The sequence below is a fragment of the Kocuria coralli genome (assembly GCF_008831305.1).
Taxonomy (GTDB): Bacteria; Actinomycetota; Actinomycetes; order Actinomycetales; family Micrococcaceae; genus Kocuria; species Kocuria coralli.
Genome location: NZ_ML708617.1, coordinates 87,276 through 112,512, shown reverse-complemented (window position 1 = coordinate 112,512; position 25,237 = coordinate 87,276). Strand labels below are relative to the sequence as shown.

22 protein-coding genes and 2 pseudogenes are annotated in these 25,237 nt (G+C 70.3%); 3 read left to right on the top strand and 21 right to left on the bottom strand.

Translation table 11 applies throughout. The features are described from left to right. Positions 1 to 22: 22 nt before the first annotated feature. Positions 23 to 1,408 carry a DNA repair protein RadA gene (gene radA / locus FCK90_RS08455; RefSeq protein WP_158033873.1) on the top strand — a complete coding sequence of 462 codons (1,386 nt, stop codon included), beginning with the start codon at positions 23 to 25 and terminating at the stop codon, positions 1,406 to 1,408. A gap of 23 nt (positions 1,409 to 1,431) precedes the next feature. Here the strand turns inward: radA and FCK90_RS08450 are convergent, their stop codons facing one another. Continuing rightward, a complete protein-coding gene (locus tag FCK90_RS08450) occupies positions 1,432 to 2,391 on the bottom strand; it encodes a hypothetical protein (RefSeq protein WP_158033872.1) in 960 nt (319 codons plus the stop codon). Between the two features lie 24 nt (positions 2,392 to 2,415). Between FCK90_RS08450 and FCK90_RS08445 the strand changes: the two genes are divergently transcribed. Beyond that, positions 2,416 to 3,396: an HhH-GPD family protein gene (locus FCK90_RS08445; protein WP_158033871.1), complete on the top strand. Its 981-nt coding sequence runs from the start codon at positions 2,416 to 2,418 to the stop codon at positions 3,394 to 3,396. 61 nt (positions 3,397 to 3,457) lie between these two features. Here FCK90_RS08445 and FCK90_RS08440 read toward each other — a convergent pair whose 3' ends face one another. The 20 genes and pseudogenes from FCK90_RS08440 to dacB form a co-directional block, all read right to left on the bottom strand. After that, positions 3,458 to 3,979, bottom strand: a complete 522-nt coding sequence (locus tag FCK90_RS08440) for an amino-acid N-acetyltransferase (protein ID WP_158033870.1) — start codon at positions 3,977 to 3,979, stop codon at positions 3,458 to 3,460. Positions 3,980 to 4,047: 68 nt separating this feature from the next. Next, positions 4,048 to 6,681, bottom strand: coding sequence for an ATP-dependent Clp protease ATP-binding subunit (locus FCK90_RS08435; RefSeq protein WP_158033869.1), 2,634 nt, complete (start codon positions 6,679 to 6,681; stop codon positions 4,048 to 4,050). Positions 6,682 to 6,987: 306 nt separating this feature from the next. Then, a complete protein-coding gene (locus FCK90_RS08430) occupies positions 6,988 to 7,335 on the bottom strand; it encodes a histone-like nucleoid-structuring protein Lsr2 (RefSeq protein ID WP_158033868.1) in 348 nt (115 codons plus the stop codon). Between the two features lie 278 nt (positions 7,336 to 7,613). Next, the gene (locus FCK90_RS08425; RefSeq protein WP_246180098.1) at positions 7,614 to 7,853 is read right to left on the bottom strand and encodes a hypothetical protein; all 240 of its coding nucleotides are present in this window, start codon (positions 7,851 to 7,853) and stop codon (positions 7,614 to 7,616) included. Positions 7,854 to 7,856: 3 nt separating this feature from the next. After that, a complete protein-coding gene (gene lysS, locus FCK90_RS08420) occupies positions 7,857 to 9,320 on the bottom strand; it encodes a lysine--tRNA ligase (RefSeq protein ID WP_158033915.1) in 1,464 nt (487 codons plus the stop codon). A gap of 145 nt (positions 9,321 to 9,465) precedes the next feature. After that, positions 9,466 to 10,302 (bottom strand): annotated as a pseudogene (gene panC / locus FCK90_RS15545) (pantoate--beta-alanine ligase); the annotation flags it as partial. A gap of 75 nt (positions 10,303 to 10,377) precedes the next feature. Next, positions 10,378 to 11,268: pseudogene (locus tag FCK90_RS15540) on the bottom strand (Rossmann-like and DUF2520 domain-containing protein); the annotation flags it as partial. Between the two features lie 148 nt (positions 11,269 to 11,416). Then, entirely contained in the window at positions 11,417 to 13,207 is a 1,791-nt protein-coding gene (locus FCK90_RS08410) for a PH domain-containing protein (RefSeq protein ID WP_158033866.1), read from the bottom strand. Next, positions 13,204 to 13,764: a PH domain-containing protein gene (locus FCK90_RS08405; RefSeq protein ID WP_158033865.1), complete on the bottom strand. Its 561-nt coding sequence runs from the start codon at positions 13,762 to 13,764 to the stop codon at positions 13,204 to 13,206. Before FCK90_RS08405 ends, FCK90_RS08410 begins: the two co-directional genes overlap by 4 nt. Beyond that, on the bottom strand, positions 13,757 to 14,323 hold the full coding sequence (locus FCK90_RS08400; protein ID WP_181954246.1) for a DUF3180 domain-containing protein: 567 nt from the start codon (positions 14,321 to 14,323) through the stop codon (positions 13,757 to 13,759). Before FCK90_RS08400 ends, FCK90_RS08405 begins: the two co-directional genes overlap by 8 nt. After that, complete coding sequence (gene folK / locus FCK90_RS08395) at positions 14,320 to 14,904, bottom strand: 2-amino-4-hydroxy-6-hydroxymethyldihydropteridine diphosphokinase (RefSeq protein ID WP_158033863.1); 585 nt, start codon at positions 14,902 to 14,904, stop codon at positions 14,320 to 14,322. Before folK ends, FCK90_RS08400 begins: the two co-directional genes overlap by 4 nt. Then, complete coding sequence (folB, locus tag FCK90_RS08390; protein WP_158033914.1) at positions 14,901 to 15,320, bottom strand: dihydroneopterin aldolase; 420 nt, start codon at positions 15,318 to 15,320, stop codon at positions 14,901 to 14,903. The genes folK and folB overlap by 4 nt, the downstream gene beginning before the upstream one ends. Before the next feature lie 5 nt (positions 15,321 to 15,325). Then, the gene (gene folP / locus FCK90_RS08385; protein WP_158033862.1) at positions 15,326 to 16,276 is read right to left on the bottom strand and encodes a dihydropteroate synthase; all 951 of its coding nucleotides are present in this window, start codon (positions 16,274 to 16,276) and stop codon (positions 15,326 to 15,328) included. A 71-nt stretch (positions 16,277 to 16,347) separates the two neighbouring features. Then, positions 16,348 to 16,911, bottom strand: a complete 564-nt coding sequence (folE, locus tag FCK90_RS08380) for a GTP cyclohydrolase I FolE (RefSeq protein ID WP_158033861.1) — start codon at positions 16,909 to 16,911, stop codon at positions 16,348 to 16,350. Continuing rightward, complete coding sequence (gene ftsH / locus FCK90_RS08375; protein ID WP_246180097.1) at positions 16,908 to 19,085, bottom strand: ATP-dependent zinc metalloprotease FtsH; 2,178 nt, start codon at positions 19,083 to 19,085, stop codon at positions 16,908 to 16,910. The genes folE and ftsH overlap by 4 nt, the downstream gene beginning before the upstream one ends. 214 nt (positions 19,086 to 19,299) lie before the next feature. Continuing rightward, complete coding sequence (gene hpt, locus FCK90_RS08370) at positions 19,300 to 19,851, bottom strand: hypoxanthine phosphoribosyltransferase (protein ID WP_158033860.1); 552 nt, start codon at positions 19,849 to 19,851, stop codon at positions 19,300 to 19,302. Positions 19,852 to 19,892: 41 nt separating this feature from the next. Beyond that, on the bottom strand, positions 19,893 to 21,011 hold the full coding sequence (gene tilS, locus FCK90_RS08365; protein ID WP_158033859.1) for a tRNA lysidine(34) synthetase TilS: 1,119 nt from the start codon (positions 21,009 to 21,011) through the stop codon (positions 19,893 to 19,895). A 51-nt stretch (positions 21,012 to 21,062) separates the two neighbouring features. Next, positions 21,063 to 21,524 carry a DNA-binding protein gene (locus tag FCK90_RS08360; protein WP_158033858.1) on the bottom strand — a complete coding sequence of 154 codons (462 nt, stop codon included), beginning with the start codon at positions 21,522 to 21,524 and terminating at the stop codon, positions 21,063 to 21,065. A 132-nt stretch (positions 21,525 to 21,656) separates the two neighbouring features. After that, positions 21,657 to 22,814 carry a zinc-dependent metalloprotease gene (locus FCK90_RS08355; protein ID WP_158033857.1) on the bottom strand — a complete coding sequence of 386 codons (1,158 nt, stop codon included), beginning with the start codon at positions 22,812 to 22,814 and terminating at the stop codon, positions 21,657 to 21,659. A gap of 49 nt (positions 22,815 to 22,863) precedes the next feature. Beyond that, the gene (gene dacB, locus FCK90_RS08350; RefSeq protein ID WP_181954245.1) at positions 22,864 to 24,378 is read right to left on the bottom strand and encodes a D-alanyl-D-alanine carboxypeptidase/D-alanyl-D-alanine endopeptidase; all 1,515 of its coding nucleotides are present in this window, start codon (positions 24,376 to 24,378) and stop codon (positions 22,864 to 22,866) included. A gap of 197 nt (positions 24,379 to 24,575) precedes the next feature. On the opposite strand from dacB, the gene FCK90_RS08345 reads away from it, so the two are divergent. Next, positions 24,576 to 25,091 carry an inorganic diphosphatase gene (locus tag FCK90_RS08345; protein ID WP_158033853.1) on the top strand — a complete coding sequence of 172 codons (516 nt, stop codon included), beginning with the start codon at positions 24,576 to 24,578 and terminating at the stop codon, positions 25,089 to 25,091. Positions 25,092 to 25,237 lie beyond the last annotated feature (146 nt).

Below are 25,237 nucleotides of genomic sequence, written 5' to 3'. Positions count from 1 at the left end.
ACCAGCTGGGTAGGTTGGAGGCATGAGTTCCAAGTCCAAGCGGGCGACCGCCGGATACCGTTGCACGGAGTGCGGCTGGTCCACCGCCAAATGGGTGGGCCGCTGCGGCGAATGCCAGTCCTGGGGCACCGTGGAGGAGATCGGCGCAGCCACGGCACGCACCACCCCGGCACGGGTCGTGGAGCACCCGGCGCAGCCCATCGCCTCCGTGGACGCCACCCAGGCGGCCTTCGTCCCCACCGGGGTCTCCGAGCTGGACCGCGTCCTGGGCGGCGGCCTGGTGCCCGGAGCCGTGATCCTGCTGGCGGGGGAACCCGGCGTCGGGAAGTCCACGCTCCTGATCGAGGCCGCGGCCCGCGTGGCCAGGGGCACCGCTCCCCGGCCCTCCCGCAAGGTGCTCTACGTGACCGGGGAGGAATCCACCGCCCAGGTGAAGCTGCGCGCCGACCGCGTGGGCGCCCTGGCGGATTCGCTGTACCTGACGGCCGAGAGCGACCTGGCCACGGCCCTCGGCCAGGTGGAGGCCATCGCCCCCGATGTCCTGGTGGTGGACTCCGTCCAGACGCTGAGCAGCGCGGAGGTCGAAGGCTCCGCCGGAGGCGTGACCCAGGTGCGGGAGGTGGCCGGGTCCGTGATCTCCGCGGCCAAATCCCGGGGCATGACCGTGCTGATGGTGGGTCACGTGACCAAGGACGGCTCGATCGCCGGCCCCCGGCTGCTGGAGCACCTGGTGGACGTGGTCTGCCAGTTCGAGGGGGACAAGCACTCCAGCATCCGGCTCCTGCGCGCGGTCAAGAACCGCTACGGTCCCACCGATGAGGTCGGCTGCTTCGAGCTGCTGGAGGCCGGCATCAAGTCCGTCGAGGATCCCTCCGGGCTGTTCGTCTCCCGGACCGCTCAGCCGGTCTCCGGGACCTGCCTGACGGTCACCATGGAGGGACGCCGCCCGCTGCTCGCCGAGGTCCAGGCACTGCTCGACCAGTCCCAGACCCCCCAGCCGCGCCGGGCCACCGCGGGGCTGGATTCCTCCCGGGTGGCCATGCTGCTGGCCGTGCTGCAACGCCGGGCCGGACTGACCCTGGGGAACATGGACGCCTACGTCTCCACCGTGGGCGGCGTGCGGCTCGGCGAGCCCGCCGCGGACCTCGCCGTCGCGCTGGCCCTGGCCTCCGCCGCGCAGGACAAGCCCCTGCCCCAGCGCCTGGTGTGCTTCGGTGAGGTGGGGCTTGCGGGAGAGGTCCGCCCCGTCCCGGGGATCGGCCGGCGGATCCACGAGGTCTCCCGGCTCGGGTTCACCCACGCCGTCGTCCCCGCCTCGCCTCAGGGCCCGGGTGCCGTACCGGACGGGTTCAGGGTCAAGCAGGTCACCACGCTCCAGGAGGCCCTGGAGGTGTTCTTCCCCGGCTGAGCGCTTCGCCTGCCCGGGACGGCCTATTCGAGGGTGAACTCCTGGCCCTCGCTGCGGATCTCCCCCAGGGCCACGGTCAGCCGGTAGGTGCCCGGCTGGACCTCGGTGCCCTCGGTCGCGCAGTCGGCCACCGAATCGTGCCGGTTCCACTCGAAGCGGGCCGATTCCGTCTCACCGGGATTCAGCTCGATGGGGCGGTCCTGGCCGTCGATCTGGCAGTGCTCGGAGTCGAAGACCTTCTCCTGACCGCTCATCACCGTGAAGTTCATGCGTGCCGTGCCCGCGTTCACCATGCAGGCCTCGTCCCCGCCGTTCTCCAGGGTCATGATCAGGACCGGGTCCGTGTCCTCGGAGTAGGTGGGCTGGTCGGTCGACGCCGTGACCGTGAGCTGCTCACCGCAGGCCCTGGCCGCCGGGCCGGAGGCGCCGTCGCTGGCCTCGGACTCCGGGCGGGCGCTGAAGCCGTCGAACGGGTCCGTGCTGGTGGGCTGGGCCGTGACCGCCGGATCGGGCTCGGCCTCGCCGCCGCCCACCATGTTCATGATCCCGAACCCCACGACCCCCACCAGGAGCACCGCCACGATCAGCGCGATGAGCCGGCGACGACGATAGACCCCGGCGCCGGGTCCGGTGTTACCCGCGCCGCCGGCGCCATTGCCGTCGTCGTAGGCCTCATCGTCGTATTCTCGACCGCCGCCTCGGGACGGCCCCGGGCCGCTGTCCGCCTCGGAGTCGAAAGGGGCTTTTCCGGGGCGTCCGCCGGGGTCCCCGTCGCGGGTCTCACGCGGCTCGCCACGGCGATCGTTCCGGGCCGGCCTGTCGCTGTCCTGGGAGTTCCGCTGCCCCTGAGCATCCGGCTGCTGCCGTGCCGGTCCGCGCCGGCTCCCCCTGTGATGACCGGGGGTGGTCGAAGCGCCCAGATCGGGGAGATCGAAGTCCCAACCGCCGTCTTGCCCGCTCCCGTTTGACTCGTCCCGTGCCATGATCTCCAGGCTACAGTGGTGACGATGACCCCCGTGCACACCTCGCCCACACCGGTAACCCCCGAGGTCGCGCACAGGCTCCACCGGGCGATCACGGAGTGGTACGCCGGCGCCCATCGCGACCTCCCCTGGCGGGATCCCGACTGCTCCCCGTGGGGAATCCTGGTCTCGGAGATCATGCTGCAGCAGACCCCCGTGGTCCGCGTCCTGCCACGATGGCTGGAGTGGATGCGCAGGTGGCCCACCCCCGCCGACCTGGCGGAGGCGGCCACCGCCGACGTGCTGCGGGCCTGGGACCGGCTGGGCTATCCGCGGCGCGCACTGCGCCTGCAGGCGGCGGCCCAGGCGATCAGGGATCATCACGGCGGTCAGGTCCCCGACGATCACGCCGCCCTCCTGGCCCTGCCGGGCATCGGGTCCTACACGGCTGCGGCCGTGACGGTCTTCGCCTTCGGCGGCCGGCAGACCGTGATCGACACCAATATCCGCAGGGTGCACGCGAGGGTGGTCTCCGGCGTCGCCCTGCCCGGGAAGTCCCTGTCCGCGGCGGAGACCCGGCTGGCGGAGGACCTCATGCCCGAGGACCGCAAACTCTCTGTGCGCTGGAACCAGGCGGTCATGGAACTGGGCGCGCTCGTGTGCACGGCCAGATCCCCTAGGTGCCACGAATGCCCGGTGTCGGCCGATTGCGCGTGGCTGGCCGCGGGATCGCCGCCGCCCGCCGTCGCGCCGCGAGGCCAGGCCTGGCACGGGACCGACCGCCAGGTACGCGGGGCGGTGATGGCAGTGCTCCGCGGGGCCGACGCCGCCGTCCCCGAGGACTGGCTGACCGTCGCACACGAGATCCGCATCGACGGCTCCGTGCCCCTGGCCCGCGGTGCGGAGAAGCCCTTGGAAAAACTCCTGTCGCTGGATGCCCCCGAGCAGCAGCGCCGCCGTGCCGTGGACGGGCTGGTGGCCGATGGCCTGGCAGTCCGCACGGATGGAGGGATCGCTCTCCCCTGAGCGCTCACTTCCCACCGGCCTCTGATCGGGTTACCGCCGGCTTATCGCCGCGCCCGGCCGGTCAGAGGTCGAGGATCATGCGGGTGTTGCCCAAGGTATTGGGCTTGACCCGGGCCAGATCCAGGTATTCGGCCACGCCCTCGTCATGCGAGCGCAGCAGCTCGGCGAAGACCTCCGGGTCGATCTGGTCCTGGTTGGCCATGACCTCGAAGCCGTGGCTGCGGAAGAACGAGACCTCGAAGGTCAGGCAGAAGACCCGGTCGACCCCCACCCCACGGGCCCGGCGCAGCAGCTCGGTGACCAGCTTGCCGCCGATCCCCTGCCCGCGTTCGGACAAATCCGTGGCCAGCGTGCGGATCTCGGCCAGGTCCTGCCACATCACGTGGAGGGCACCGCAGCCCACCAGGCGCGCCTGGCCGTCCTTGACCTGCTCGGCGACCACGAACTCCTGGATGCCCTCGTAGTAGGCCACCGTCTCCTTGATCACCAGGACGCCGGAGTCCGCGAGGGGCGCCACGAGTGCTTTGATACCGGGCACATCATCGGTCGTGGCCGGGCGCAGGACGATACGGGAGGTGGTCATCAGGCAAGTCTAGGCACAGCGGAAGGGCCGCACCCGGGGGTGCGGCCCTTCTCACGTCAGACTCTCGATCAGGCGGTGGCCTGCCCGGTACCGGGCCCCTCGGATGAGGAGGAGGCCTGCGAGTCGTGATCGGTGCTGTGCGGCACATCGGTGCCCGAAGGCTCCTCGCCGGGGACCAGGTCCGCGTCCTCCGAGGAGTCGGCCGAGAAGTCCGTGTCCGGCAGCTCCGACATCGGCGTGCCCACGAAGGTGAAGTGCTGCTGGTCGCCCTCGCCCTCGACATCCACGGAGACCCGCTCGCCCGAGGAGATCTCCCCGAAGAGGATCTTTTCCGAGAGCTGGTCCTCGATGTCGCGCTGGATGGTCCGCCGCAGCGGACGGGCGCCCATGGAGGGGTCGTAGCCGCGGGAGGCCAGCGCCTTTTTGGCGTCGTCAGAGACCACGATCGACATGTCCTGCTCGCGCAGGCGCTCCTGCAGCCGGGCCACGAAGAGATCGACGATCTGCACGATCTCCTCCTCGGTGAGCTGCGGGAAGACGATGATCTCGTCCACGCGGTTGAGGAACTCGGGACGGAAGTGGTCCTTGAGCTCCTCCTGCACCTTGGCCTGCATGCGCTCGTAGTTCGTCCCGGAGTCGTTGCCGGCCTGGAAGCCGACGGGGACCGAGCGGGAGATGTCCTTGGTGCCCAGGTTCGTGGTCATGATGATCACGGTGTTCTTGAAGTCGACCACGCGGCCCTGGGAGTCGGTCAGGCGACCGTCCTCCAGGATCTGCAGCAGCGAGTTGAACAGGTCCTGGTGCGCCTTCTCCACCTCGTCGAACAGCACGACCGAGAACGGCTTGCGGCGCACCTTCTCCGTGAGCTGGCCGCCCTCCTCGAAGCCGACGTAGCCGGGAGGGGCACCGAACAGGCGCGAGACGGTGTGCTTCTCCTGGTACTCGGACATGTCCAGGGTGATCAGGGCGTCCTCGTCACCGAAGAGGAACTCCGCGAGCGCCTTGGCGAGCTCGGTCTTGCCCACGCCGGTGGGGCCGGCGAAGATGAACGAGCCGCCGGGACGCTTGGGGTCCTTGAGGCCCGCGCGGGTCCGCCGGATCGAGCGGGACAGCGCCTTGATGGCGTCATTCTGGCCCACCACGCGCTTGTGCAGCTCCTCCTCCATGCGCAGCAGGCGGCCCGACTCCTCATCGGAGAGCTTGTAGACCGGCACGCCGGTGGCGGCCGAGAGCACGTCGGCGATGACGTCGGGGGTCACCTCGGCGACCTGCTCGCCGCCTTCGCGCCAGGCCTTGTCCTTCTCGTCGCGCTCGGCGATCAGCTTCTGCTCGCGGTCGCGCAGCGAGGCGGCCTTCTCGTAGTCCTGGCCCTCGATGGCGTCTTCCTTGGCCTTCTTGAGGCCGGCGATCTGCTCGTCGAGCTCCTTGATCTCCGGCGGCGCGGTCATGCGCTTGATGCGCAGGCGCGCACCCGCCTCGTCGATCAGGTCGATGGCCTTGTCCGGCAGGAACCGGTCGGAGATGTAGCGCGCCGCCTGGTGGACGGCGGCCTCCAGGGCGTCGTCCGAGATGGAGACCCGGTGGTGGGCCTCGTACTTGTCCCGCAGGCCCTTGAGGATCTCGATGGCATGCGCCTCCGAGGGCTCATCCACCTGGATGGGCTGGAAGCGGCGCTCCAGGGCGGCGTCCTTCTCGATGTGCTTGCGGTACTCGTCCAGGGTGGTGGCACCGATGGTCTGCAGCTCGCCGCGGGCCAGCATGGGCTTGAGGATCGACGCGGCGTCGATAGCGCCCTCGGCGGCCCCGGCCCCCACCAGCGTGTGGATCTCGTCGATGAACAGGATGATGTCACCGCGCGTGCGGATCTCCTTGAGCACCTTCTTGAGGCGCTCCTCGAAATCACCGCGGTAGCGCGACCCGGCCACGAGCGAGCCGAGGTCCAGGGTGTAGAGGTGCTTGTCCTTCAGGGTCTCCGGGACGTCCCCGCGCACGATGGACTGGGCCAGGCCCTCGACGACGGCGGTCTTGCCCACGCCGGGCTCGCCGATCAGGACGGGGTTGTTCTTGGTGCGGCGGGAGAGCACCTGCATCACGCGCTCCATCTCGCGGGCACGGCCGATCACGGGATCGAGCTGGCCTTCGCGGGCGGCGGCGGTGAGGTTTCGGCCGAACTGATCGAGCACGGCGGAGCCTGCGGGAGTCCCCTCGCCGGAGCTGCGGCCACCGGTGCCGGCGGTCTCCTTCTCCTCGCCCTGGCCACCGCCCTGGTAGCCGGAGATGAGATCGAGCACGGTCGAGCGGACCTTCTGGGGCTCGGTGCCGAGCTTGGTGAGCACCTGGGCGGCGACGCCCTCACCGGCACGGATGATGCCGAGCAGGATGTGCTCGGTGCCGATGTAGTTGTGCCCCAGCTGGAGGGCCTCGCGTAGTGAAAGCTCGAGGACCTTCTTGGCGCGAGGAGTGAAGGGGATGTGACCGGACGGGGCCTGCTGGCCCGGCCCGATGATGTCCTGAACCTGCTCGCGGGCGGCGTTGAGCGTGATACCGAGCGAGTCGAGGGCCTTGGCGGCTACACCTTCGTTCTCGTGGATGAGTCCGAGCAGGAGGTGCTCGGTTCCGATGTAGTTGTGGTTGAGCATCCTGGCCTCTTCCTGGGCCAGCACCACGACCCGTCGGGCCCTGTCGGTGAAGCGTTCAAACATGGATACTCCTCAGTTGATCGTCACGAAGATGCTACGCACGCGGATAGCCCTTTCCCCTACTGTTCGCCACTGGCGAGAAGGATGCCGGCGCAAGATCCCCGGCCCGGCGGGCTGCGGAATTCGCCCTTCACCGAGCGCGGAAAAGGGCCGGATGAACAAGTCCTTGTTCATCCGGCCCTTTTCGCAGTCAGTTCCCCTCGGGTCCCCGTTGGACGAGTCCCTGGCCGGGACCCGAACCCGGGCTGCGACGGCGGCTCTCCGTGAGCTTCCGGTGGCGCCGCGAAGATCGCTGCGCCACCGCACCGGTCACTTGTGGGCTGCGTAATAGGCGTCCTGGATCTCCTGGTGGATGCGGCCACGGTCGGAGACGTTGTAGCCGTTCTCCTTGGCCCATTCACGGATCTTCGGGGTATCCGGGTTGCCGCGGGTCGACGAGGAGGATGCGGCGCGAGTGTTTCCGCCGCGGCCCTTGTTGGCAACGGTGGAGCGACGGGCCTTGGCGACGAAGGGGCGGATCGCTCCGCGCAGCTTGTCGGCGTTGGCGCTGGAGAGGTCGATCTCGTAGCTATTGCCGTCCAGTCCGAAACGAATGGTTTCGTCGGCGGAACCACCGTCGAGATCGTCCTCGAGAATGATCTTTACTGTCTGTGCCATCTGTGGATCTCTCCCGTAATTGATCGAGGGTCGAGGGTCGCAAGGGTTGCGGGCTCATCAGTGGTAAGGCCCACTGATGAACGCCCCCGTTAACGGCCACGGTAAACCCATTGCCGGGCTTACGCAATTAGCCAGTAGCCAAGCATAGGCATTGTCAGGAAATTCTCAACTTCGGGCCGTGACGGAGAACTCATCCGTAGGAGAACACATGATTTCCAGCGAAGAAGGGCCTTATGGCCGCCGCAGGCTAGGCGAGGCCGGAGTTTCACCGAAAGCGATTATTCTCCGCCGCGCTCTTCCTTAGTGCGTTTCCGGTCGGAATCAGCAGGACGCTGCGGTTCCGCCAGGTCGTGGCCCTCCCGGGCGCGCACCTGTTCGTACCACTGCTCCGCATCGTCCCGCGCGGCCTTCTCCGCGGCTCGCTCGCCGCGGTCGGCTCGCATGACGGAACGCATGACGAACCAGAAGACGAGCCCGACGCCGATCGAAGGCAGCAGAACGGCAAGATAGTCCATCATGGGTCAGTCCTTCTCAGGCTTCATGAGCGGGAACAGGATCGTTTCCCGAATACCGAGATCGGTGAACAACATGATCAGGCGATCCACCCCGAGGCCGAGCCCGCCCATTGGGGGTGCACCGTGTTCCAGGGCACGCAGGAAATCTTCATCCAATTGCATGGCTTCGTCGTCGCCGGCGGCGGCCATTCTGGACTGCTCGGCCAGACGCTCGCGCTGAATAACCGGATCGATGAGTTCGGAGAAAGCGGTGCCGCGTTCCATACCCCCGATAATCAAATCCCATGCCTCAATCACATCGGGCTCCGAGCGGTGCGGCCGCGAGAGGGGCTGGGCCGAGGGCGGGTAATCGTAGACGAATGTGGGCTGAATCAGCGTCGGCTCCACGATTTCCCCGAACAACTCGACGACGAGCTTTTCGGCGCCCCACTCCGGCTTCACGGAGATCTCGTGCTCCGCGGCGATACGGCGCAACTGCTCGGCCGGGGTCTGCGGGGTGATGGGCTGCCCCACGACCTCCGACAGCCCGGGGTAGACACCCAGCCAGGACCATTCGCCGTGCAGGTCGATCTGGCCCTTGGCCGTCTCCACCGGGCCGTCGATGCCCAGTGCCTCGGCGCAGGCCACGATGATCTCCTGGATCAGCCGGGCCATGGTGAACTGGTCGCCCCAGGCCTCGTAGGCCTCCAGCGTGGTGAACTCGGGGCTGTGGGTGGAATCCACGCCTTCGTTGCGGAAGACCCGCCCGATCTCGAACACGCGCTCCACGCCGCCCACGACGGCGCGCTTGAGGAACAGCTCCGTGGCGATGCGCAGGGTCATCGGCTGGTCGAAGGCGTTGAGGTGGGTCTCGAACGGCCGCGCCGTGGCCCCGCCGTGCACCAGCTGCAGCACCGGCGTCTCGATCTCGAGATAACCGGAGTCCTCGAGCGTGCGGCGCACGGTCTTGATGATGGTGGCCCGGGTACGCACGACGTCGCGGGCCTGCTGGCGCACCAGGAGGTCGAGGTAGCGCTGACGTACGCGGGTCTCCTCGTTCAGCTCGCTGCCCTCGTACAGGTTGGGCAGGGGGCGCAGGGCCTTGGAGGCCATCTGCCAGTCGCCGACCATGATGGACAGCTCACCGCGCCGGGAGCAGATCACCCGGCCGGTGGCCGAGACGAAGTCGCCCAGGTCGACCAGGTTCTTCCACTCGCCCAGGGAATCCTCGCCGACCACGGCCAGGGAGAGCATCAGCTGGAGCTGGACGCCGTCGCCGTCCTGGATGGCCGCGAAGCACAGCTTGCCCGTGTTGCGCACGAAGACCACACGACCGGTCACGGAGACGACCTCGTCCGTCTCCTCACCGGCTTCCAGGTGCCCCCAGGTCTCGCGGACCTGCGGGATGGTGTGCGTCCGCGGAACCGTCACCGGGTAGGCCTCGCGGCCGGAATCCAGCAGCGCCTGACGCTTGGCCAGGCGGAACTCCATCTGTTCGTCGGTCACCGCAGCGGGTTTCGCGGGCTCGGATCCGCCCTGGACGACGGCGAGGTTCTGGGATTCTTCTGGCGTGGTCACGGTGACCCATGGTAACGGTCCGTGCCCGGTGAGCAGTACGCGGCAGGCGCTGCCTTGCTCACAGCCGCAGGTTGTCGATCAGGCGCGTGTCCCCCACATGAGCGGCGACGAGCGCCAGGGCGCCCGGAGCGGGGGCGGCCTCCTCGAGGGTGGCGGGGTCGACGACCACCAGGTAGTCCAGTTCCACGGTCCGCGACCCTACGCCGATAGGCTGCGCCGCGATCTCCCGGCGGGCCTGGTCGACGGTGATCTCCCGGGTGGCGAGCCGCTGCAGGGTGCGGGGCAGGACCAGGGCGGCCGTGCGCTCGTCGTCGCCGAGGTAGGCGTTGCGGGAGGACAGCGCGAGGCCGTCGGGAGCGCGCACGATCGGCACGGGCCGGACCTCGACGTCCAGGTTGAGGTCCCGGACCATACGGTCGACGATCAGCAGTTGCTGGGCGTCCTTCTGGCCGAAGTAGGCCCGCAGCGGCCGCCCGGTCCCGCCGGCCAGGGCGAACAGTTTGGCCACCACGGTCAGCACGCCGTCGAAGTGCCCGGGCCGGGAGCCTCCCTCCAGCCGGGTGCCGAGCTCGCCCGAGCTCACGCGGACCAGGGGCAGTCCCCCGGGGTACATCTGCTCGACGCTCGGGGCGAAGACGATGTCCGCGCCGAGCCCGGCCAGCCGCGCGACGTCGGCCTCCAGGTCCGCGGGGTAGCGCGAGAAGTCCTCATGGGGGCCGAACTGGAGCGGGTTGACGAAGACGGAGACGGCCAGCACGTCGTTCTCCTCCCGGGCCTGCCGCACCATGTGGCCGTGCCCGTCGTGCAGTGCTCCCATGGTCGGCACCAGGCCCACGGTGGCGCCCGGCCCCGCCTCCGCCGAGCGGTTGCGCAGCAGCGCGCGGAACTCCGCGGGGTCCGTGACGATCACCGGGCCGTCCTGACGGGCCGGCACCCGTGGGGCCTCGGGCAGGTGCTGGGGCGCCGGGCCCAGCGCCTCGATCACGGCCTGGTACGCGGCTGGGTCGAGTCGTCCGCGGGCCAGTGCCCGGTCCGCGGTAACCCTCGCCAGGTCGGCGTAGGCGCGCAGGACGTCGTCCTGTCCGGTGGCCAGGGCCTCTTCGGCCAGTGCCAGGCGGTGCTCGCGCACCGTTCCGGCGTCGCCCCGGGAGACGGGGCCGGTTAGGGCGGTCTCCCCGGCAGTCAGGGCGTTGTCGAGGCTCGCGCGGGTCAGGGCGCCGAGCACCCGGGAGGGCTGTTCGACGCCGATCCCGCCGAGCACCTGGATCGCCTGGCCCACCACCGTGGTCAGGTGGTTCGCCCCGTGCGTCAGGCCCGCGTGATAGAGCGTGCGGTCGGCCTCGGGGATCACCACGGGCTCGCCGCCCATCTCGACGACGAGCGCCTGGGCGATGGGCAGGACCGCGGCGGGTGCGGTGACGCCGAACGAGCAGTCCGCCAGCCGGTCCAGGTCCATGGACATCCCCGTGAAGGTCATGGCCGGGTGGATCGCCAGGGGGATCACGCCGCTTCCGCGGGCGGGTTCGAGCACGGAGGTCCCCCACCGTCCGGCCACGTGGACCACAAGCTGGCCTGCCTGCCAGTGCCCGGCCTCCGCCAGGCCGCCGACCAGGTCCGGCAGCTGGTCGTCCGGGACGGCCAGCAGCACCAGTTCGGCGCGTTCCACGACCTCCGGGACGGTCAGGACCGGGACCTCCGGGAGCAGGAGCTCGGCGCGTTCCCGGGAGGCGTCCGAGACGGCGCTGACACCCACCACCGCGTGCCCGGCGGCCCGCAGCGCCGCGCCCAGCACGGCCCCGACCCTTCCGGCGCCGATGACCCCCACGCCCAGCCGGCCGGGCCTGTTCGATGGTGTGGTCACTGCGCAGCTCCTGACGTTCGAACGCGTGGTCTCGGGCCCGTGACGAAGCCCGCGGGCATCAGGTCAGTGTACTCACGGCGGGCTCCGCCGGATCGGGGCTACCGGGGCAGGGTGATCGGACCAGGGGCGGTCCGGGCAGGTCGACCGGTCAGGAGGATGCGCCCGGCCGACGCAGACCGGGCGGCACGCCCGGCGCTCCGTAGGCGGGGGCCGGCCGGTGCGAGGCCTCAGCCGGGCCGGGGAGCGACTGCTCGGTCCGGGCAGGGTGCTCCGCTCGCGGCCGGTCCCAGGGAAGCGCCGGGAGGTCGCCCGCCGGAGATGCCGGGCCGTCCGAGGGCGACGCCGGGGATTCCGTCAGTGCCTCGACCACAGGGGCCGAGCGACCGCGTTCCAGCTGCCGGGCCACGAACGCCTGGGCGTCCGCGAAGTCCATCCGGTAGATCGTGGGGCGCACGGCGCCCACGATCGAGTGCAGGGAGACGTCCGCCAGATCCAGCCGGCGGGCGACGGGGCCCCGGCTCACCCCGATGGACTGCAGCTTGTTGTGGGGAATCACGCAGCACTGCCGATAGGCGCGCCCGCCGCGGGCCAGCAGCATCCGGTCGGTCACCGCATAGCCGTAACGCCGGCGCACGATCGGAGCGACCCACTTGACCCGTTCCGGGGAGGAGACGAAGCGGGACGCATCGTCGCCCTCTCCCATGAGGCCCTCGAGCACCAGGCCGGTCAGGTCGTCGCTGTGCGGGATGCGCAGGCCCTCGCGGAAGAGCACGTTCAGGTCGCCGTCGGTGGCGACGGGCAGCAGCACCGAGCGGTTGCCCGCGGAATCGCCGCCGGCCTCTCCCCCGTATCCCGCCACGTTGACGTGCACGAGCGACCATCCGGCCTTGCGCCAGAGCAGGGGGCGGTAGACGGCCAGCGCCTGGATGCGCCCGGTCGGCACGGTCTGGGAGGTCTTGTTGATCAGTCCGTAGCGCAGCCGCAGGCCCTCGGGGGTGCGGTACATCTTGAAGCTCCAGCTGATCTCCAGGGCCTTGAGCAACGTGCCGCCCAGGGCCAGGACGGTAGGGATGAAACCCAGCAGCATCGGGAGGATCACCTCCGGGAACACGAAGCTCAGGACCACCGCGGCCACGGCCAGCACCGTCAGGACGATGAAGGAGACGGTCAGCAGGCGGGCCAGCACCACCCGCCGCAACGGCAGCGAGAGGAGCAGCTCCTCCTCGTTCTCCTCGGCCGTGCTCCCGGCCTCCTGGTCGGTGCCCGGCGAGGGCGTGCCCGATGCCACCGCGCCCTTCGCACCAGCCCTCGCACCGCCTTTCCCACCGGGGCCGATGGCCCCGAGCAGTTCCTTGCGGAGCCGTCTCGCGTGGTCGTGCTTGAGGTACCGCAGCGTCACGGAGGTCTCCCCCGCGTCGGCCACCTCGAACCGAAGCTCGGCCAGCCCCAGGATCCGGGGCACCAGCGGGCGATGGATATCAAGCGCCTGGACCCGGTCCAGCCGGGTCTGCCGCTCCTGCCGGAAGACCAGGCCGGTGCGCAGGCGCACGTGGGTTTCCGTGACCTGGTACCGCGTGAACCACCACACGTAGAGGGCGCCGAGGGCCGCGATGATCGCGCCGATGGCGGCCATCGACCCGTAGAAGACCCATTCGGGCAGGCCCAGGAAGAAGTCGAGGATCGCAGGAGGGTCCGACGACGGGTCCGGCTCGCCGTCGTCGCCCGTGAAGTCGCCCACGAGCCCGTTGACGACCGTGTTCATCCACGCGCCGATGACGACGACCATGGCGATCCAGCCGCGCGCCAGGGGGCTGAGCGGGTGCATCCGGTGCCAGGAGCCCTCGTCCTCGACCTCCGGGGGCGCCGTCCGGTCCTCGGGTCCGGGCCCCTGGAGGTCAGCGCGCTCGGCGTCGAGGCTGGTCCGGTCCTGGGCGCTCACAGCTCGATCAGGCGATCTTCGCCGCGCTCCGTGAGGTGTTCGCGCAACCTGTTGGCCTCCTCGGCCGTGACCCCCGGCACCTTGGTGTCGGTCTGGGGGGAGGCGGTGTGCAGGGTGATCTCCGCGAGGCCGAAGGCCCGCAGGAGGGGCCCCGAGTTCACGTCCACGTACTGCATCCGGCCGTAGGGGACCACGACGAGCCGGCGCACCAGCAGGCCCTTTCGGACCAGGAACTCATCGGGGTCCTCGCGGTAGCAATGGGCGCGCACGCGTCGGGGGGTCAGGATGATGTTGACCAGGGTGATCACCAGCACGAGCGCCGGCCAGGGCAGCAGCCACCACCACGAGGCGCCGGAGAAGGGGCCGAGGAGCTTGAGCACCACGGGCCAGCCGGTGGCGGCGAGCATGAACACCCCTCCGATCACCTCGTTGATCAACCGGACCGGGATGTAACGACGGCTGATGCCCTTCCACTGGCCCTGTCCCGGTGAGGAGTCGGGGCGAGCGGCCGGGTCGTCCGGGCGCAGCGGAGTGAGCAGATCGGATGGGTCACTCATCCGGGGAGACCTCCAGTTCACGGTGGTGGGCAGGGGGATTGTCTCGGGTGCGGGCCATCCCGCCTTCCTGCGCGGGCCGCGGACGGGTCCGTCCCGAGGAGCCGCCGGCTTCGTCGTCGTCCTCGGGCGGCAGCCGGCAGAAGCCCTCCACGATCCACCCGATCACGCAGAGCACGACGCCGATGACGGTCATGCCGATGGCCAGCCACAGCGGTCCGTGATGGGACCGGACGGACAGCAAGGTCAGCTGGCTGACCACGAGCAGTCCGTGCCAGCCGGCGAGCATGGCGCCCACCACGGCATTGGCCTGCGCCAGCGATGCTGTCACAGCACCCCAGGTGCGGTCCAAGCGGACCTCGCGGTCCCCGTCGCGGATCTTGCGGATCTTGAGTCCCACGATCAGCAGCACCGCCGCCTCCACCAGCAGCGCGATCCCGGCCGCCCAGGGCAAGGAGAGCAGCGGTCCTCCCAGCCGCGCGGACAGCATTCCCGCGGCCCAGCTGGCCGTGAAGGACAGCGCGGCCAGGAGCAGCAGGAGGCGCAGGCTCAGGTACTTCATGGGCGCTCCGCCGGCGGCTGGAGCCATGGCCGCAGGCCCTCCGGGACGCGACCGCCGCCGTCGTGATGGGGCAGCTCCGACGGGTCGATCAGCGGCGGGTGGGTGCGCGGGGAGATGCCCGGGAGGTCGTCCGCCTCCTGCGCGAGCTCCCGGACCCGCCGTCCCCCGAGGCGCGCCTCCGGGTCCATCATGGCCCAGGGCACCAGGACGAACGCCCGTCCGGCGGCGCGGGGGTGCGGCAGCGTGAGGGTGGGCTCGTCCATGCTCAGCCCGCCGAAGTCGATGATGTCGAGGTCCACGGTGCGCGGGCCCCACTCGATGTCGTGGGTCCGGTCGTGGGCGTCCTCGATGGCCTGGCAGAGCTGCAGCATCTCGAAGGGACCGAGGGTGGTCCGGATCTTGACGACGGCGTTGAGGAAGTCCGGTTGCCCCTCGGGGCCGCCCACGGGGCGGGTGACGACGACGGGCGAGGCGTCCAGGACCTCCACGCCCTCCGCCGCCCGCAGGTCTCCGAGCGCCGCCCGGAGCAGTTCGGCCCGGTCCCCCAGGTTGGATCCCAGCGCGATGATGGCGTGCCTCATGGTTCTCGCTCCCTGCTGACCGAGACAGCCACATTGCCGAACGGAACGGTGATGGGCGCCTCGGGTTTGTTGACGGTCAAGTCCACGCGATCGACTGACGGGTACCTCTCCAGGATGAGCCGTGCGGTGCGATCAGCCAAGGTCTCGATCAGCTCCACAGGTCTCGATTCGATCTCGTGATGGATCAGCTCGGCGATCTCGCCGTAGTGCACCGTGCGGCTCAGGTCGTCCGTCCGTCCCGCCGGCCTGAGGTCCAGGTACATCACAGCGTCCACGATGAAGGGCTGTCCGTCTCGCTTCTCCTCCGCGAGCACGCCGTGGAAGCCCCTGCCGGTGACTCCCGTCAGGGTGATCCTGTCCGGCCCGGGCCCTGGAAGGGTCCCTCCGCCCCGGTTCGCGTCGTCGTGCTGGGACATCGTGGTCATGCCTGGCCTTCCGTGGTTCCGGGACGATCGGCGGGGCGCAGGACCGGTGGCCGGACACCGCGCCAGGCGTGGGCGACGGCCACCGTGTCAACGCTCGCGGGGACGTCGTGCACCCGCACGGCCCAGGCCCCCCGGTCGGCGGCGAGGGCGGAGATGGCCGCCGTGGCGAGGTCGCGCTGCTCGACCGGGCGGGGCACGCCGCGGTCGGCCAGGAGGTTGCCCACGAACCGCTTGCGCGAGGCCGCCACCAGGACCGGGTAGCCCGTGGCGACGAACCGCGGCAGGGCCTGGAGAAGCTCCCAGTCCTGCTGCCCGCCCTTGGCGAAGCCCAGGCCCGGGTCCAGTACCAGCCGGGCCGGGTCCAGGCCAGCGGATAGGAAACGCTCGGCCACCTCCGTGGACTCCCGCAGCACGTCGCCGACCAGATCGTCGTAGACGGCCAGGGAGTCCATGGTCCCCGGGTTGCCGCGTGAGTGCATCAGGATGTACGGCGCCTGCCGTTCGGCCACCAGCCGGACCATGTCGTCCGTGACCGAGACCCCGGAGACGTCGTTGACGCAGTGCGCCCCGGCGTCCAGCGCCGCCCGCGCCGTGGAGGCGTTGATGGTGTCCACCGTCACGACGATCCCGGCGTCGGCGAGCTCGCGGACGACCGGGAGGATCCGCCGTCTCTCCTCGGCCGGGTCCACGCGCGTCGACCCGGGCCTGGTCGATTCCCCGCCCACGTCGACCATGTCGGCGCCCTGCCGGGCCAGCAGGAGGCCGTGGTCGATCGCCGCGCGATGGGACTCGTGCAGGCCCCCGTCGGAGAACGAGTCCGGGGTGACGTTCAGGACGCCCATGATCAGGGTGCGCCCCGCCGGCAGGTCCTCCCAGCCGCCCCAGCCCAGGCCGGTGGTCGACGGTACGCTGCCCGCGCTGGCCGGGGGCTGTGGGTGGCGGGTCATGGGCGCCTCACCTTCCGGGTCTGGTCCGGGCCGGCCACGCGCCTGCGGTCAGGCATCGCGCCCGGATGGTCTCACTTGCCGAGTATCAGGCTCATCGCTTCCGCGCGCGTGGCCGGGTCGTGCAGCTGACCGCGCACGGCCGAGGTCACGGTCTTCGCCCCGGGCCTGCGGACGCCCCGCATGGACATGCACAGGTGCTCGCATTCCAGCACCACGATCGCTCCTGCTGCCTGCAGGTGGCTCACCAGGGCGTCCACGATCTGAGTGGTCAGCCGTTCCTGCACCTGGGGGCGCTTGGCGTAGACGTCCACGAGCCGCGCCAGCTTGGACAGCCCGGTCACGCGGCCGCCGGAGCCGGGGATGTAGCCGATGTGGGCCTGGCCGTGGAACGGCACCAGGTGGTGCTCGCAGGTGGAGTAGAAGGGGATGTCCTTGACCAGCACCATCTCGGAGTGGCCGATGTCGAAGGTCGTGGCCAGCACGTCCTCCGCCTCCATGGCCATCCCGGAGAACATCTCCTCGTAGGCGCGGGCCACCCGCTGCGGGGTGTCCTGGAGGCCTTCCCGCTCAGGGTCCTCGCCGATGGCCGCCAGGATCTCGCGGACCGCGGCTTCGATACGGGGCTGATCGATCATGGCCTGTCCCGGTGGTCGTCCGTGCGGTCGTCGTCCCGGTCGTCGCCTTCCTGACCGCCGTGCGGGCGGTGCCAGGGGGTCTGCTGGCCGCCTCCGTGATCCGCACCGGGCGTCGGGGCCTGCCCGGCGGGTTCACCGGCGCGGTCCTCGGTGTCCTCGGGGCCCTGCGGGTTCTCCTCGGGCTCGCCCTCGCCGGGCAGGCGCTCGAACTGCTTGCGCTCCTCCTCGGAGGCCTGCTCGAGCTCCTCCTTCTCCCGCGTGGTGGTCACCGGCGGGAGGTCCGAGGTCTCGCGGCCCTCGTTCGAGATCCAGTGCCCGCGCTCGGGCTGGCGCGCGATGCCTTCGAAGATCCCGGCGATCTCGGCCTCGTTCAGGGTCTCCTTCTCGAGCAACTCCAGGGCGAGCCGGTCCAGGACCTCGCGGTTCTCGATCAGGATCCGGTGCGCCTCGTCCTGGGCGTTCTCCAGCAGCGCGCGCACCTCGGCGTCGACGATCGCGGCGGTCGCCTCCGAGTAGCCGCGTTCCTCCATGCCGCCGCGCCCCATGAAGGGCTCGGAGTCGTTGCCGCCGAGCTTGACGGAGCCGACGAGCGTGGACATGCCGAACTGGGTGACCATGTTCCGCGCGGTGTCCGTGGCCTTCTGGATGTCGTTCGCGGCTCCCGACGACGGGTCCTTGAACACGATCTCCTCGGCCGCGCGACCGCCCATGGCGTAGGCCATCTGGTCGAGCAGCTCGTTACGGGTGGTCGAGTACTTGTCGTCGGCCGGCATGACCATCGTGTAGCCCAGGGCCCGGCCGCGGGGCAGGATCGTGATCTTGGTGACCGGGTCGGTGTTGCGCAGTGCCGCGGCCACCAGGGCGTGGCCGCCCTCGTGGTAGGCGGTGACCTTGCGCTCGTGCTCCTTCATCAGGCGCGAGCGCTTCTGCGGGCCCGCGATCACGCGGTCGATCGCCTCGTCGACGGCCCGGTCGTCGATCAGCTGCGCGTGGGACCGCGCGGTGAGCAGGGCGGCCTCGTTCATCACGTTGGCCAGCTCCGCGCCGGTGAACCCCGGGGTGCGCTTGGCCACCGAGGCGAGGTCCACGGACTCGTGCAGCGGCTTGCCCTGCGCGTGCACCCGCAGGATCTGCTCGCGGCCCTTCATGTCCGGGGCCTCGACGCCGATCTGGCGGTCGAAACGCCCCGGCCGCAGCAGCGCCGGGTCCAGGACGTCCGGGCGGTTGGTGGCCGCGATCAGGATGATGTTGGTATTGGCGTCGAAGCCGTCCATCTCCACCAGGAGCTGGTTCAGGGTCTGCTCGCGCTCGTCGTTGCCGCCGCCCATGCCGGCGCCGCGCTGGCGGCCGACGGCGTCGATCTCGTCCACGAAGATGATCGCGGGGGCGTTCTCCTTGGCGGTCTGGAAGAGGTCGCGCACGCGGGAGGCGCCCACGCCCACGAACATCTCCACGAAGTCCGAGCCGGAGATGGAGAAGAACGGGACGGAGGCCTCACCGGCGACGGCCTTCGCGAGCAGGGTCTTGCCGGTGCCGGGAGGGCCGTAGAGCAGGACGCCCTTGGGTACGGAGGCGCCCAGGGCCGTGAAGCGGTCGCGTTCGACCAGGAACTGCTTGATCTCGTCCAGCTCCTGGACGGCCTCGTCCGCGCCGGCGACGTCGGCGAAGGTGACCTGCGGGTTGTCCTTGTCGAACTGCTTGGCCTTCGAGCGGCCGAACTTCATGAGCTGCGAGCCGCCGCCCTGCATCCGGGCGAAGATGAACCAGAAGATGGCCAGGATGATCAGGAACGGCAGGAGGAACTGGAGCATGGACAGCAGCCAGTTGTTCTGCACGGGCTGATCCGTGTAGCTGTCCAGCCCGGCGTTGTCGACCGCCTGCACGACGTCGTCGCCGCGCGGCTCGACGTAGTAGAACTCGACGTTGCGGCCGTAGTCGTGGCCGTTCGCGGAGTAGTCGTCGGACAGTGTCAGCTCCACGCGCTGTTCGCCGTCGTAGATCTTGGCCTCGGTGGCCTGGTTGTCCTGCAGCAGCTGGAGGCCGACGTTGGTGTCGACGCGGCTGCCCTCGTTCGAGGTCAGCGTGGTGATCACCGGGATCAGCACGAGCAGGGCGAGGAGAATCCAGAAGAAGGGCCCCCCGAAGAAGCCCGGTTTCTTTTTAGCGGTGGCCAAAGCCGATGGTCCTCTCTCGCACGATGCGAACCTGATCCCGGTCCGCTCTTGAGCAGAGCCGGATGAGTCGATGTGTCAATGTAACGCGCCGCTCAGGCTCAGTCAGAGCCGGAGTGTCGCCGTTCACCCCGTGGCGGACACATTCCCCGGCAAATACCAGTTCCGGGACGTCGGCCGGGTGCTCCCCCGGCGCGGGTGCCGGGGACGGCGGCGGTCAGGAGTAGACGTGCTCGGACAGTACCGCGATGCAGTCCAGGTTGCGGTACTGCTCGGCCCAGTCCAGGCCGTAGCCCACGACGAACTCGTTGGGGATGTCCCAGCCGACGTACTTGACGTCGATCTCGACCTTCAGCGCCTCCGGCTTGCGCAGCAGCGCGCAGACCTCCACGGAACTGGCGCCACGGGACTGAAGGTTGGTCTTGAGCCAGGACAGGGTCAGGCCGGAGTCGATGATGTCCTCGACGATCAGAACGTCCCGGCCCGTGAGGTCCGTGTCCAGGTCCTTGAGGATGCGCACCACGCCGGAGGACTTGGTGCCGGAGCCGTAGGACGAGACGGCCATCCAGTCCATGGGGTACTGCCCCGACAGGGCCCGGGAGAGGTCGGCCATGATCATGAGCGCGCCCTTGAGGACGCCCACGAGCAGGACGTCCCGGCCCTGGTAGTCCGCGTCGACGGCCGCGGCCAGCTCCGCGACCCGCGCATCGATGTCTTCCTTGGTATAGAGAACTTCCCTGAGATCGCCTGAAACGTCCTCGGACTTCACGATGCTCCTAATCGTGGGGATGGCTGACCAGATGGTCGCCGTCAAACCGTTGGGCGAAGTTCCAGGATTCCCCGGCTGCGCGGCAGACCTGACTCACCGCTCACGCCGCGGGTTCGGATGGCACGACGCCTGTACACGGACACCTTACCCGCCATTTCGATGGGCCCGGCCTCACCCCTTCCCGCCGCCAGGGCGCCCAGTGCGTTGAGCCTCTCGAAGGACACCGGCTCGCCTCCGACCCGGACGCAGGCCATGGCCAGCGCACGCCTGCTCAAGGGCTCCGGGGCCTCCTGCAGGCTCCTCAGGGACAGGGCGGTCGCGCCCGGGGCGACCGGCTGCACGACCCCGTGCGCCACGTCCAGCGCCGCCTGCTGCTGCGCCCGGTCCAGCAGGTCCCCGGCCTGGTCCTCCAGGAGCCCGGCGTCCGGGCCCAGGATCGCGGCGGAACGGGCCAGCGAGGCTCCCACCCCGGGGCCGAGCTCGCGTTCCAGGAAGGGCAGGACGGTGTGCCGCACCTTAGCCCGCATCAGCGATTGATCGGCGTTCGTGGGATCCGTCCAGGGCGTCATCTGCTCGGCATCGCAGATGGCCACCGTGTCCTCCCGTGTCATCGACAGGAGGGGGCGCATCAGCCGCAGCCCGTCCCGGTCGCAGACCGGGGCCATGCCGCCCAGCGAGCGCGTGCCGGAGCCCCGGGCGAGGCCCAGCAGCACGGTCTCCGCCTGATCGTCGCGGGTATGCCCCAGCGCCACACCGTGCGCACCGTGGGCGCGGACCGCCCGCCCCAGGGCGGCGTACCGGACGGCACGGGCGGCGGCCTCCAGCCCGTCCCCGTCCCGCTCGACGACGACGGTGCGGACCTCCACGGGTTCCAGGCCCAGCGCTCGCGCCTGGCCGGCGGCGGTTCGGGCCACCTCCGCGGAACCCTCCTGGAGCTGGTGGTCGACGACGACCGCACCCACCCGGAAGCGCCGTCGCCTGGAGAAATGCGCGGCGGCGGCCGCCAGGGCCAGCGAATCCGGGCCGCCCGAGAGCCCGATCAGGAGCAGGTCCTCCGGCTGCGGCGCGCGGCCCAGGGAGTCCGTCAGGCAGCTCTCGACGGCCCTGCGGGCCATCGACACCTGGGGCAGCAGGCGCCCGCGGCGGCCGAACTGCGTCATGGCGTACCACGGCCCGATCGCGGGCCGGCGGGGTTCACGGCCGGCAACCGGTCAGTTGACGCCGTTGCCGTGGTTCTCCGAGTCCTGGAGGGCCAGCCCCAGGACCTTGACCAGGGTGGGCGCCGACTCCCCCAGGGCGTCCACGGCGTGCCGCAGCTCGGGGGCGGGAATCACCGAGGCGAGGGCGGAGACCGCATTGGTCTCGCCGTGGATCCCGGCTTGGATCTGGGTGGTGGTCAGCACCGGCTGGGACTGCTCGACCGCGTTCAGCGTGGCATCGATGTCCGTGGTTCCGACGCGCTGCTCGAGCATGACCAGGCGTTCGTAGACGGCCGGGTTGCCGATCTTGATGCGCCGGCCGGAGTTGAGCTGAGAGAGCATCGGAGCGGACAGCCCCAGGACCTCCGCCAGGCGGCGCTGCGTGATGCTGTAGGCGTTGACCACGGCGCCGAAACGCTCTGAGAGAGGCTGTCCGTAGAGCTGGATCTGCTGTTCGATGTTCTCCGAAGTCACATTTGCAATTGTGTCACAGGGCCCCGGCGAATGGTCATGAGCGGGTACGCCGGAACCTGGGAGGACGCAGGGAACTGGCTGGAGGCGATGGGTTCATCCGGTCACCTCCCTCTGGAGGCGGCCGGCCGGGTCTCACCGGGACAGCACCCTGTCCACCCAGGCAGCCGGGTCGAGGATCTCCCGCTCGCTGGGCAGGTGCGCCGGGGACTCCCAGACGGTGTTGAAGCCGTCCCTGCCCGCCATGCGCACCACCTCGGTCACGAAGTGCTGTCCCTGGACGTACTGCCTGGCCTTCGCGTCCAGGCCCAGGACCTTCCGGAGCAGTCGCTGGACGGGACCGTGGAGATCGCGTCGGCGGTCGAAGCGCCGCCGGATGGTCTTGACGGAGGACACCACGGACGCGTCGACGTTGTCCATGACCCAGTTGGCGTGGCCCTCCAGCAGCGACATCGTGGCCACCGCCGTGGACATCAGCTCGCGCTCCCTCTGCCCGAGCACGGCCGAGACCGGGCCCAGGAGATCCTCGTCGGCCTTATGCGCCGACCGGCCCGTCATCTGCCCGCCCACTGCGGCCGCGGCACGGCTCAGCCGAGCCTTGATCTGGTCGAGATCACCGGTCATGGAGGTCGAGAGCTCCCGGATGGTCTCCGCCATATGGTCGCGCAGCCAGGGGGCCGCGGCGAACTGGACGCGGTGCGTCTGCTCGTGGAGGCAGACCCACAAACGGAAGTCGTCGGGGTCCACGTTCAGCTCCCGCTCGACCAGCATGACATTGGGCGCCACGATCATGAGCCGCCCGCCCGGGTGCCGCCGCGCGGCCTGCGGGGATGCGAGCCCGGCATAGGGGTCGTACTGCCCCAGCACCTTGGTGGAGAGGAAGCCCAGGAGCGCACCCGCCTCGGCCGCCGTGGCCCGGCTCCCGATCCATTGCGTCACCTCACCGGGGGCGCGTCCCCGCTGCCGGTAGGACTGCTCGAGCTCCGCCATGGCCGGCTCGAGCAGCGCCTGGAAGGTCGCGGCGTTCGCGGCGGACCATCCGGCGCGGTCCACCACGACCACCGGGGCGTCGCGCAGGTTCCGGGCGGCGTCCAGGCCGGAGATCTCGTGGACGTGGTCCACGGAGGCCTCGGCGTAGTGCCGCATGGAGGCCACGGCCTCCTGCATCGCCCGGGCCGGCGGGGTGGGACCCGCGGGCACGGTCCTGGCCGCGATCCTCGCGGCGAGATCCCATTGGATCAGTCCGGACTCTTTCCCGGCGGGCGTGCTCTCGGCGAGCTCTGGCGTACTCATGCTCCTCATGCAATCACAGTCCGCTCAGGAGCGGCTGTGAGCCGGCCGGTCACTGCCGGGCCAGCCCGGCGAAGACCCGGTCCGCGCCGTCGGTCGCAGCGGCGGGATCGCCCACCTCCCCCAGGAGCACGACGGCGATCAATGGCTGCCCGTTCTGCGTGATGACCTGGCCCGACAGGGCGGTCACGCCCCGCAGCGTCCCCGTCTTCGCCCTCGCCACGCCCCGGGCGGCCGCCTCGTCGCGGTCGTCGAACCTGTCCTCGAGCGTTCCGGAATGTCCGCTGACAGGGAACGTGGAGATCATGGGCGCGTAGCGCCCCGTCGTGTCCCGGGCCGCGTGCAGCAGGACCTCGCCCAGCACGCGGGCCGTCACCCGGTTCTCGGGCGACATCCCGGAGCAGTCGGCGAGCACCACGCCGTCGCGCTCCACGACGTCGCGGCCCAGGCTCTCGGTCAGGGCCTCCCGCATGGCGGCCCGGGCGCCGTCGACGCTTCCGGGGTGCCCCGCCGCGTCGGCCGCCACCCGGCCCAGGGCCTCGGCGAGCCGGTTGTCGGAGTCGTTCATCATGACCGTGGCCTGCTCCACCAGGGGCGCGGACTCCACGCGCGCCAGCTCCGTGGGCCCCGGCTGCCGATCGGCCGGTAGCGAGGGATCCGCGCCGGTCTCCGTCCGCTCCCCGGTGGTGACCGAGACGTCCCGGCCCGAGCGCTCCCACAGTTCCTCCTGGAGGCGCTGCGCGAAGACGTCGGCCGCCCCGCCCGCGGCGTCGGTGTCGTGTCCCCTGCTGTCCCCTTCCTCCGCGCCGGGCAGTGCATGGGATCCGATGGCGAGGGGGGCGATCGGGCCGATCTCGTCCGCGGCGATATCCCCCGGCAGCCAGGTGTCGTTGAGCTCGGGGCCCTCGAAGATGCTGGTGTCGACGTCCACCGTGATCTGCTCCCCGGTCTCCTCGGCCAGCCGGTCGCCCGTCATGGTCTCGGCCGTGCGGGCTGCCAGGGTCGCTAGCCCCGCGCGGCCCACGACGGCGTCCGGATCGCTCTCGCCCTCTCCGAGCAGGGTGTCGCCGCCGGCCACCAGGACCAGGTGCCCCGGGGAGCTCCCCTCCACCACGGTCGTGGCCAGCCGCCGTTGCGGACCGGCGTGGTGGAGCAGGGACAGTTCCGTCATGATCTTCTGGTTGGACGCCGGGATCATCTCGGCCCCGTCGTCGCGGGTATAGAGCCGGTCGCCCGTCGCGGGGTCGACGACGACGGCGCTCGTGGCGGTCGCCGTGGAGTCGTCCAGAGCCCGGTCGATTCCCTCGATGGTCTCCCCGGTCAGGGCGGCCTCCCCCTCGGGTGCCTCGGGAGCGGCGCCCGTGACGGACCGCTCCGCAGGCCCCTCGTCCCCGGGATCCCCGAGCCCGCGGACGATGCCGGGGCCCAGCACGATCAGGCTGACCGCCACCGCGGCCGCCAGCAGGAGGTAGAGGCCCACGAGCAGGCGCCGCCGCACCGGGACTGCGCGCGCATCGGGGCCCGGTGTCGGCACGCGGTCTTCGGGGGGCTGGTCGCGTCTCGGCACGCCCCCCATTGTGCCGTGAAACACCGGGTTTTCCAGCTACGCACAGCACGTCCGCCCGGTGACCGTTAGGCTTGGCCCAGAATTCGCGCCGATCGCGCCCGTGCAGGGGCACCGCGTCACCGGACCTTGCGCAGATCGCGGAGCCGATCCGCGGAGCCTATGACCAGATCGCCTAGGACCAGAACAAAGGAGCAGCCATGGAGATGGATGTCACCATCGAAATCCCCAAGGGATCACGGGTGAAGTACGAGATCGATCATGAAACGGGACGCATCCGGCTGGATCGCGTGCTGTTCACCTCGATGGGCTACCCCACCCACTACGGCTACTTCGAGGACACCCTGGGCGAGGACGGCGACCCGCTGGATGCCATGGTCCTGCTCGACGTCGAGATCATGCCCGGCGTGATCGTGGAGGCCCGCCCGATCGCGGTCTTCAACATGACCGACGAGGCCGGCGGCGATGCGAAGGTGCTGTGCGTCTCCACCGACAAGCGCTACGACCACATCCAGGGCCTGGAGGACATCGACGAGTTCAAGCAGAAGGAGATCCAGCACTTCTTCGAGCGCTACAAGGACCTGGAGCCCAACAAGTGGGTCAAGGGCGAGGGCTGGGCCGGCAAGGACGAGGCCGAGCGCCTGGTCCGCGAGGCGCAGGAGCGTTTCGAGGCCTCGCACTACGATTCCGCGGCAGAGGCCGAGCAGAAGGACTGACTCCTCCGCACCCCGCTCTTTGCGGGGACGTTCCGGGAACCCGCACCGGCCGGTGCGGGTTCCCGCGTATCCGGTGTGCTGTCAGTCGGCTGTGGTTGAGTGTGGGCAAGCACTGCAGGGCTGACCAGCGGCCCGCGGCGATCCGC

What these genes read in the sequence shown, in the direction of transcription:
- radA (WP_158033873.1), top strand. Translation starts at nt 23, where the DNA reads ATGAGTTCCAAGTCCAAGCGGGCGACCGCCGGATACCGTTGCACGGAG.
- FCK90_RS08450 (WP_158033872.1), bottom strand. Translation starts at nt 2,391, where the DNA reads ATGGCACGGGACGAGTCAAACGGGAGCGGGCAAGACGGCGGTTGGGAC.
- FCK90_RS08445 (WP_158033871.1), top strand. Translation starts at nt 2,416, where the DNA reads ATGACCCCCGTGCACACCTCGCCCACACCGGTAACCCCCGAGGTCGCG.
- FCK90_RS08440 (WP_158033870.1), bottom strand. Translation starts at nt 3,979, where the DNA reads ATGACCACCTCCCGTATCGTCCTGCGCCCGGCCACGACCGATGATGTG.
- FCK90_RS08435 (WP_158033869.1), bottom strand. Translation starts at nt 6,681, where the DNA reads ATGTTTGAACGCTTCACCGACAGGGCCCGACGGGTCGTGGTGCTGGCC.
- FCK90_RS08430 (WP_158033868.1), bottom strand. Translation starts at nt 7,335, where the DNA reads ATGGCACAGACAGTAAAGATCATTCTCGAGGACGATCTCGACGGTGGT.
- FCK90_RS08425 (WP_246180098.1), bottom strand. Translation starts at nt 7,853, where the DNA reads ATGATGGACTATCTTGCCGTTCTGCTGCCTTCGATCGGCGTCGGGCTC.
- lysS (WP_158033915.1), bottom strand. Translation starts at nt 9,320, where the DNA reads ATGGAGTTCCGCCTGGCCAAGCGTCAGGCGCTGCTGGATTCCGGCCGC.
- FCK90_RS08405 (WP_158033865.1), bottom strand. Translation starts at nt 13,764, where the DNA reads ATGAGTGACCCATCCGATCTGCTCACTCCGCTGCGCCCGGACGACCCG.
- FCK90_RS08400 (WP_181954246.1), bottom strand. Translation starts at nt 14,323, where the DNA reads ATGAAGTACCTGAGCCTGCGCCTCCTGCTGCTCCTGGCCGCGCTGTCC.
- folK (WP_158033863.1), bottom strand. Translation starts at nt 14,904, where the DNA reads ATGAGGCACGCCATCATCGCGCTGGGATCCAACCTGGGGGACCGGGCC.
- folB (WP_158033914.1), bottom strand. Translation starts at nt 15,320, where the DNA reads ATGTCCCAGCACGACGACGCGAACCGGGGCGGAGGGACCCTTCCAGGG.
- folP (WP_158033862.1), bottom strand. Translation starts at nt 16,276, where the DNA reads ATGACCCGCCACCCACAGCCCCCGGCCAGCGCGGGCAGCGTACCGTCG.
- folE (WP_158033861.1), bottom strand. Translation starts at nt 16,911, where the DNA reads ATGATCGATCAGCCCCGTATCGAAGCCGCGGTCCGCGAGATCCTGGCG.
- tilS (WP_158033859.1), bottom strand. Translation starts at nt 21,011, where the DNA reads ATGACGCAGTTCGGCCGCCGCGGGCGCCTGCTGCCCCAGGTGTCGATG.
- FCK90_RS08355 (WP_158033857.1), bottom strand. Translation starts at nt 22,814, where the DNA reads ATGAGTACGCCAGAGCTCGCCGAGAGCACGCCCGCCGGGAAAGAGTCC.
- FCK90_RS08345 (WP_158033853.1), top strand. Translation starts at nt 24,576, where the DNA reads ATGGAGATGGATGTCACCATCGAAATCCCCAAGGGATCACGGGTGAAG.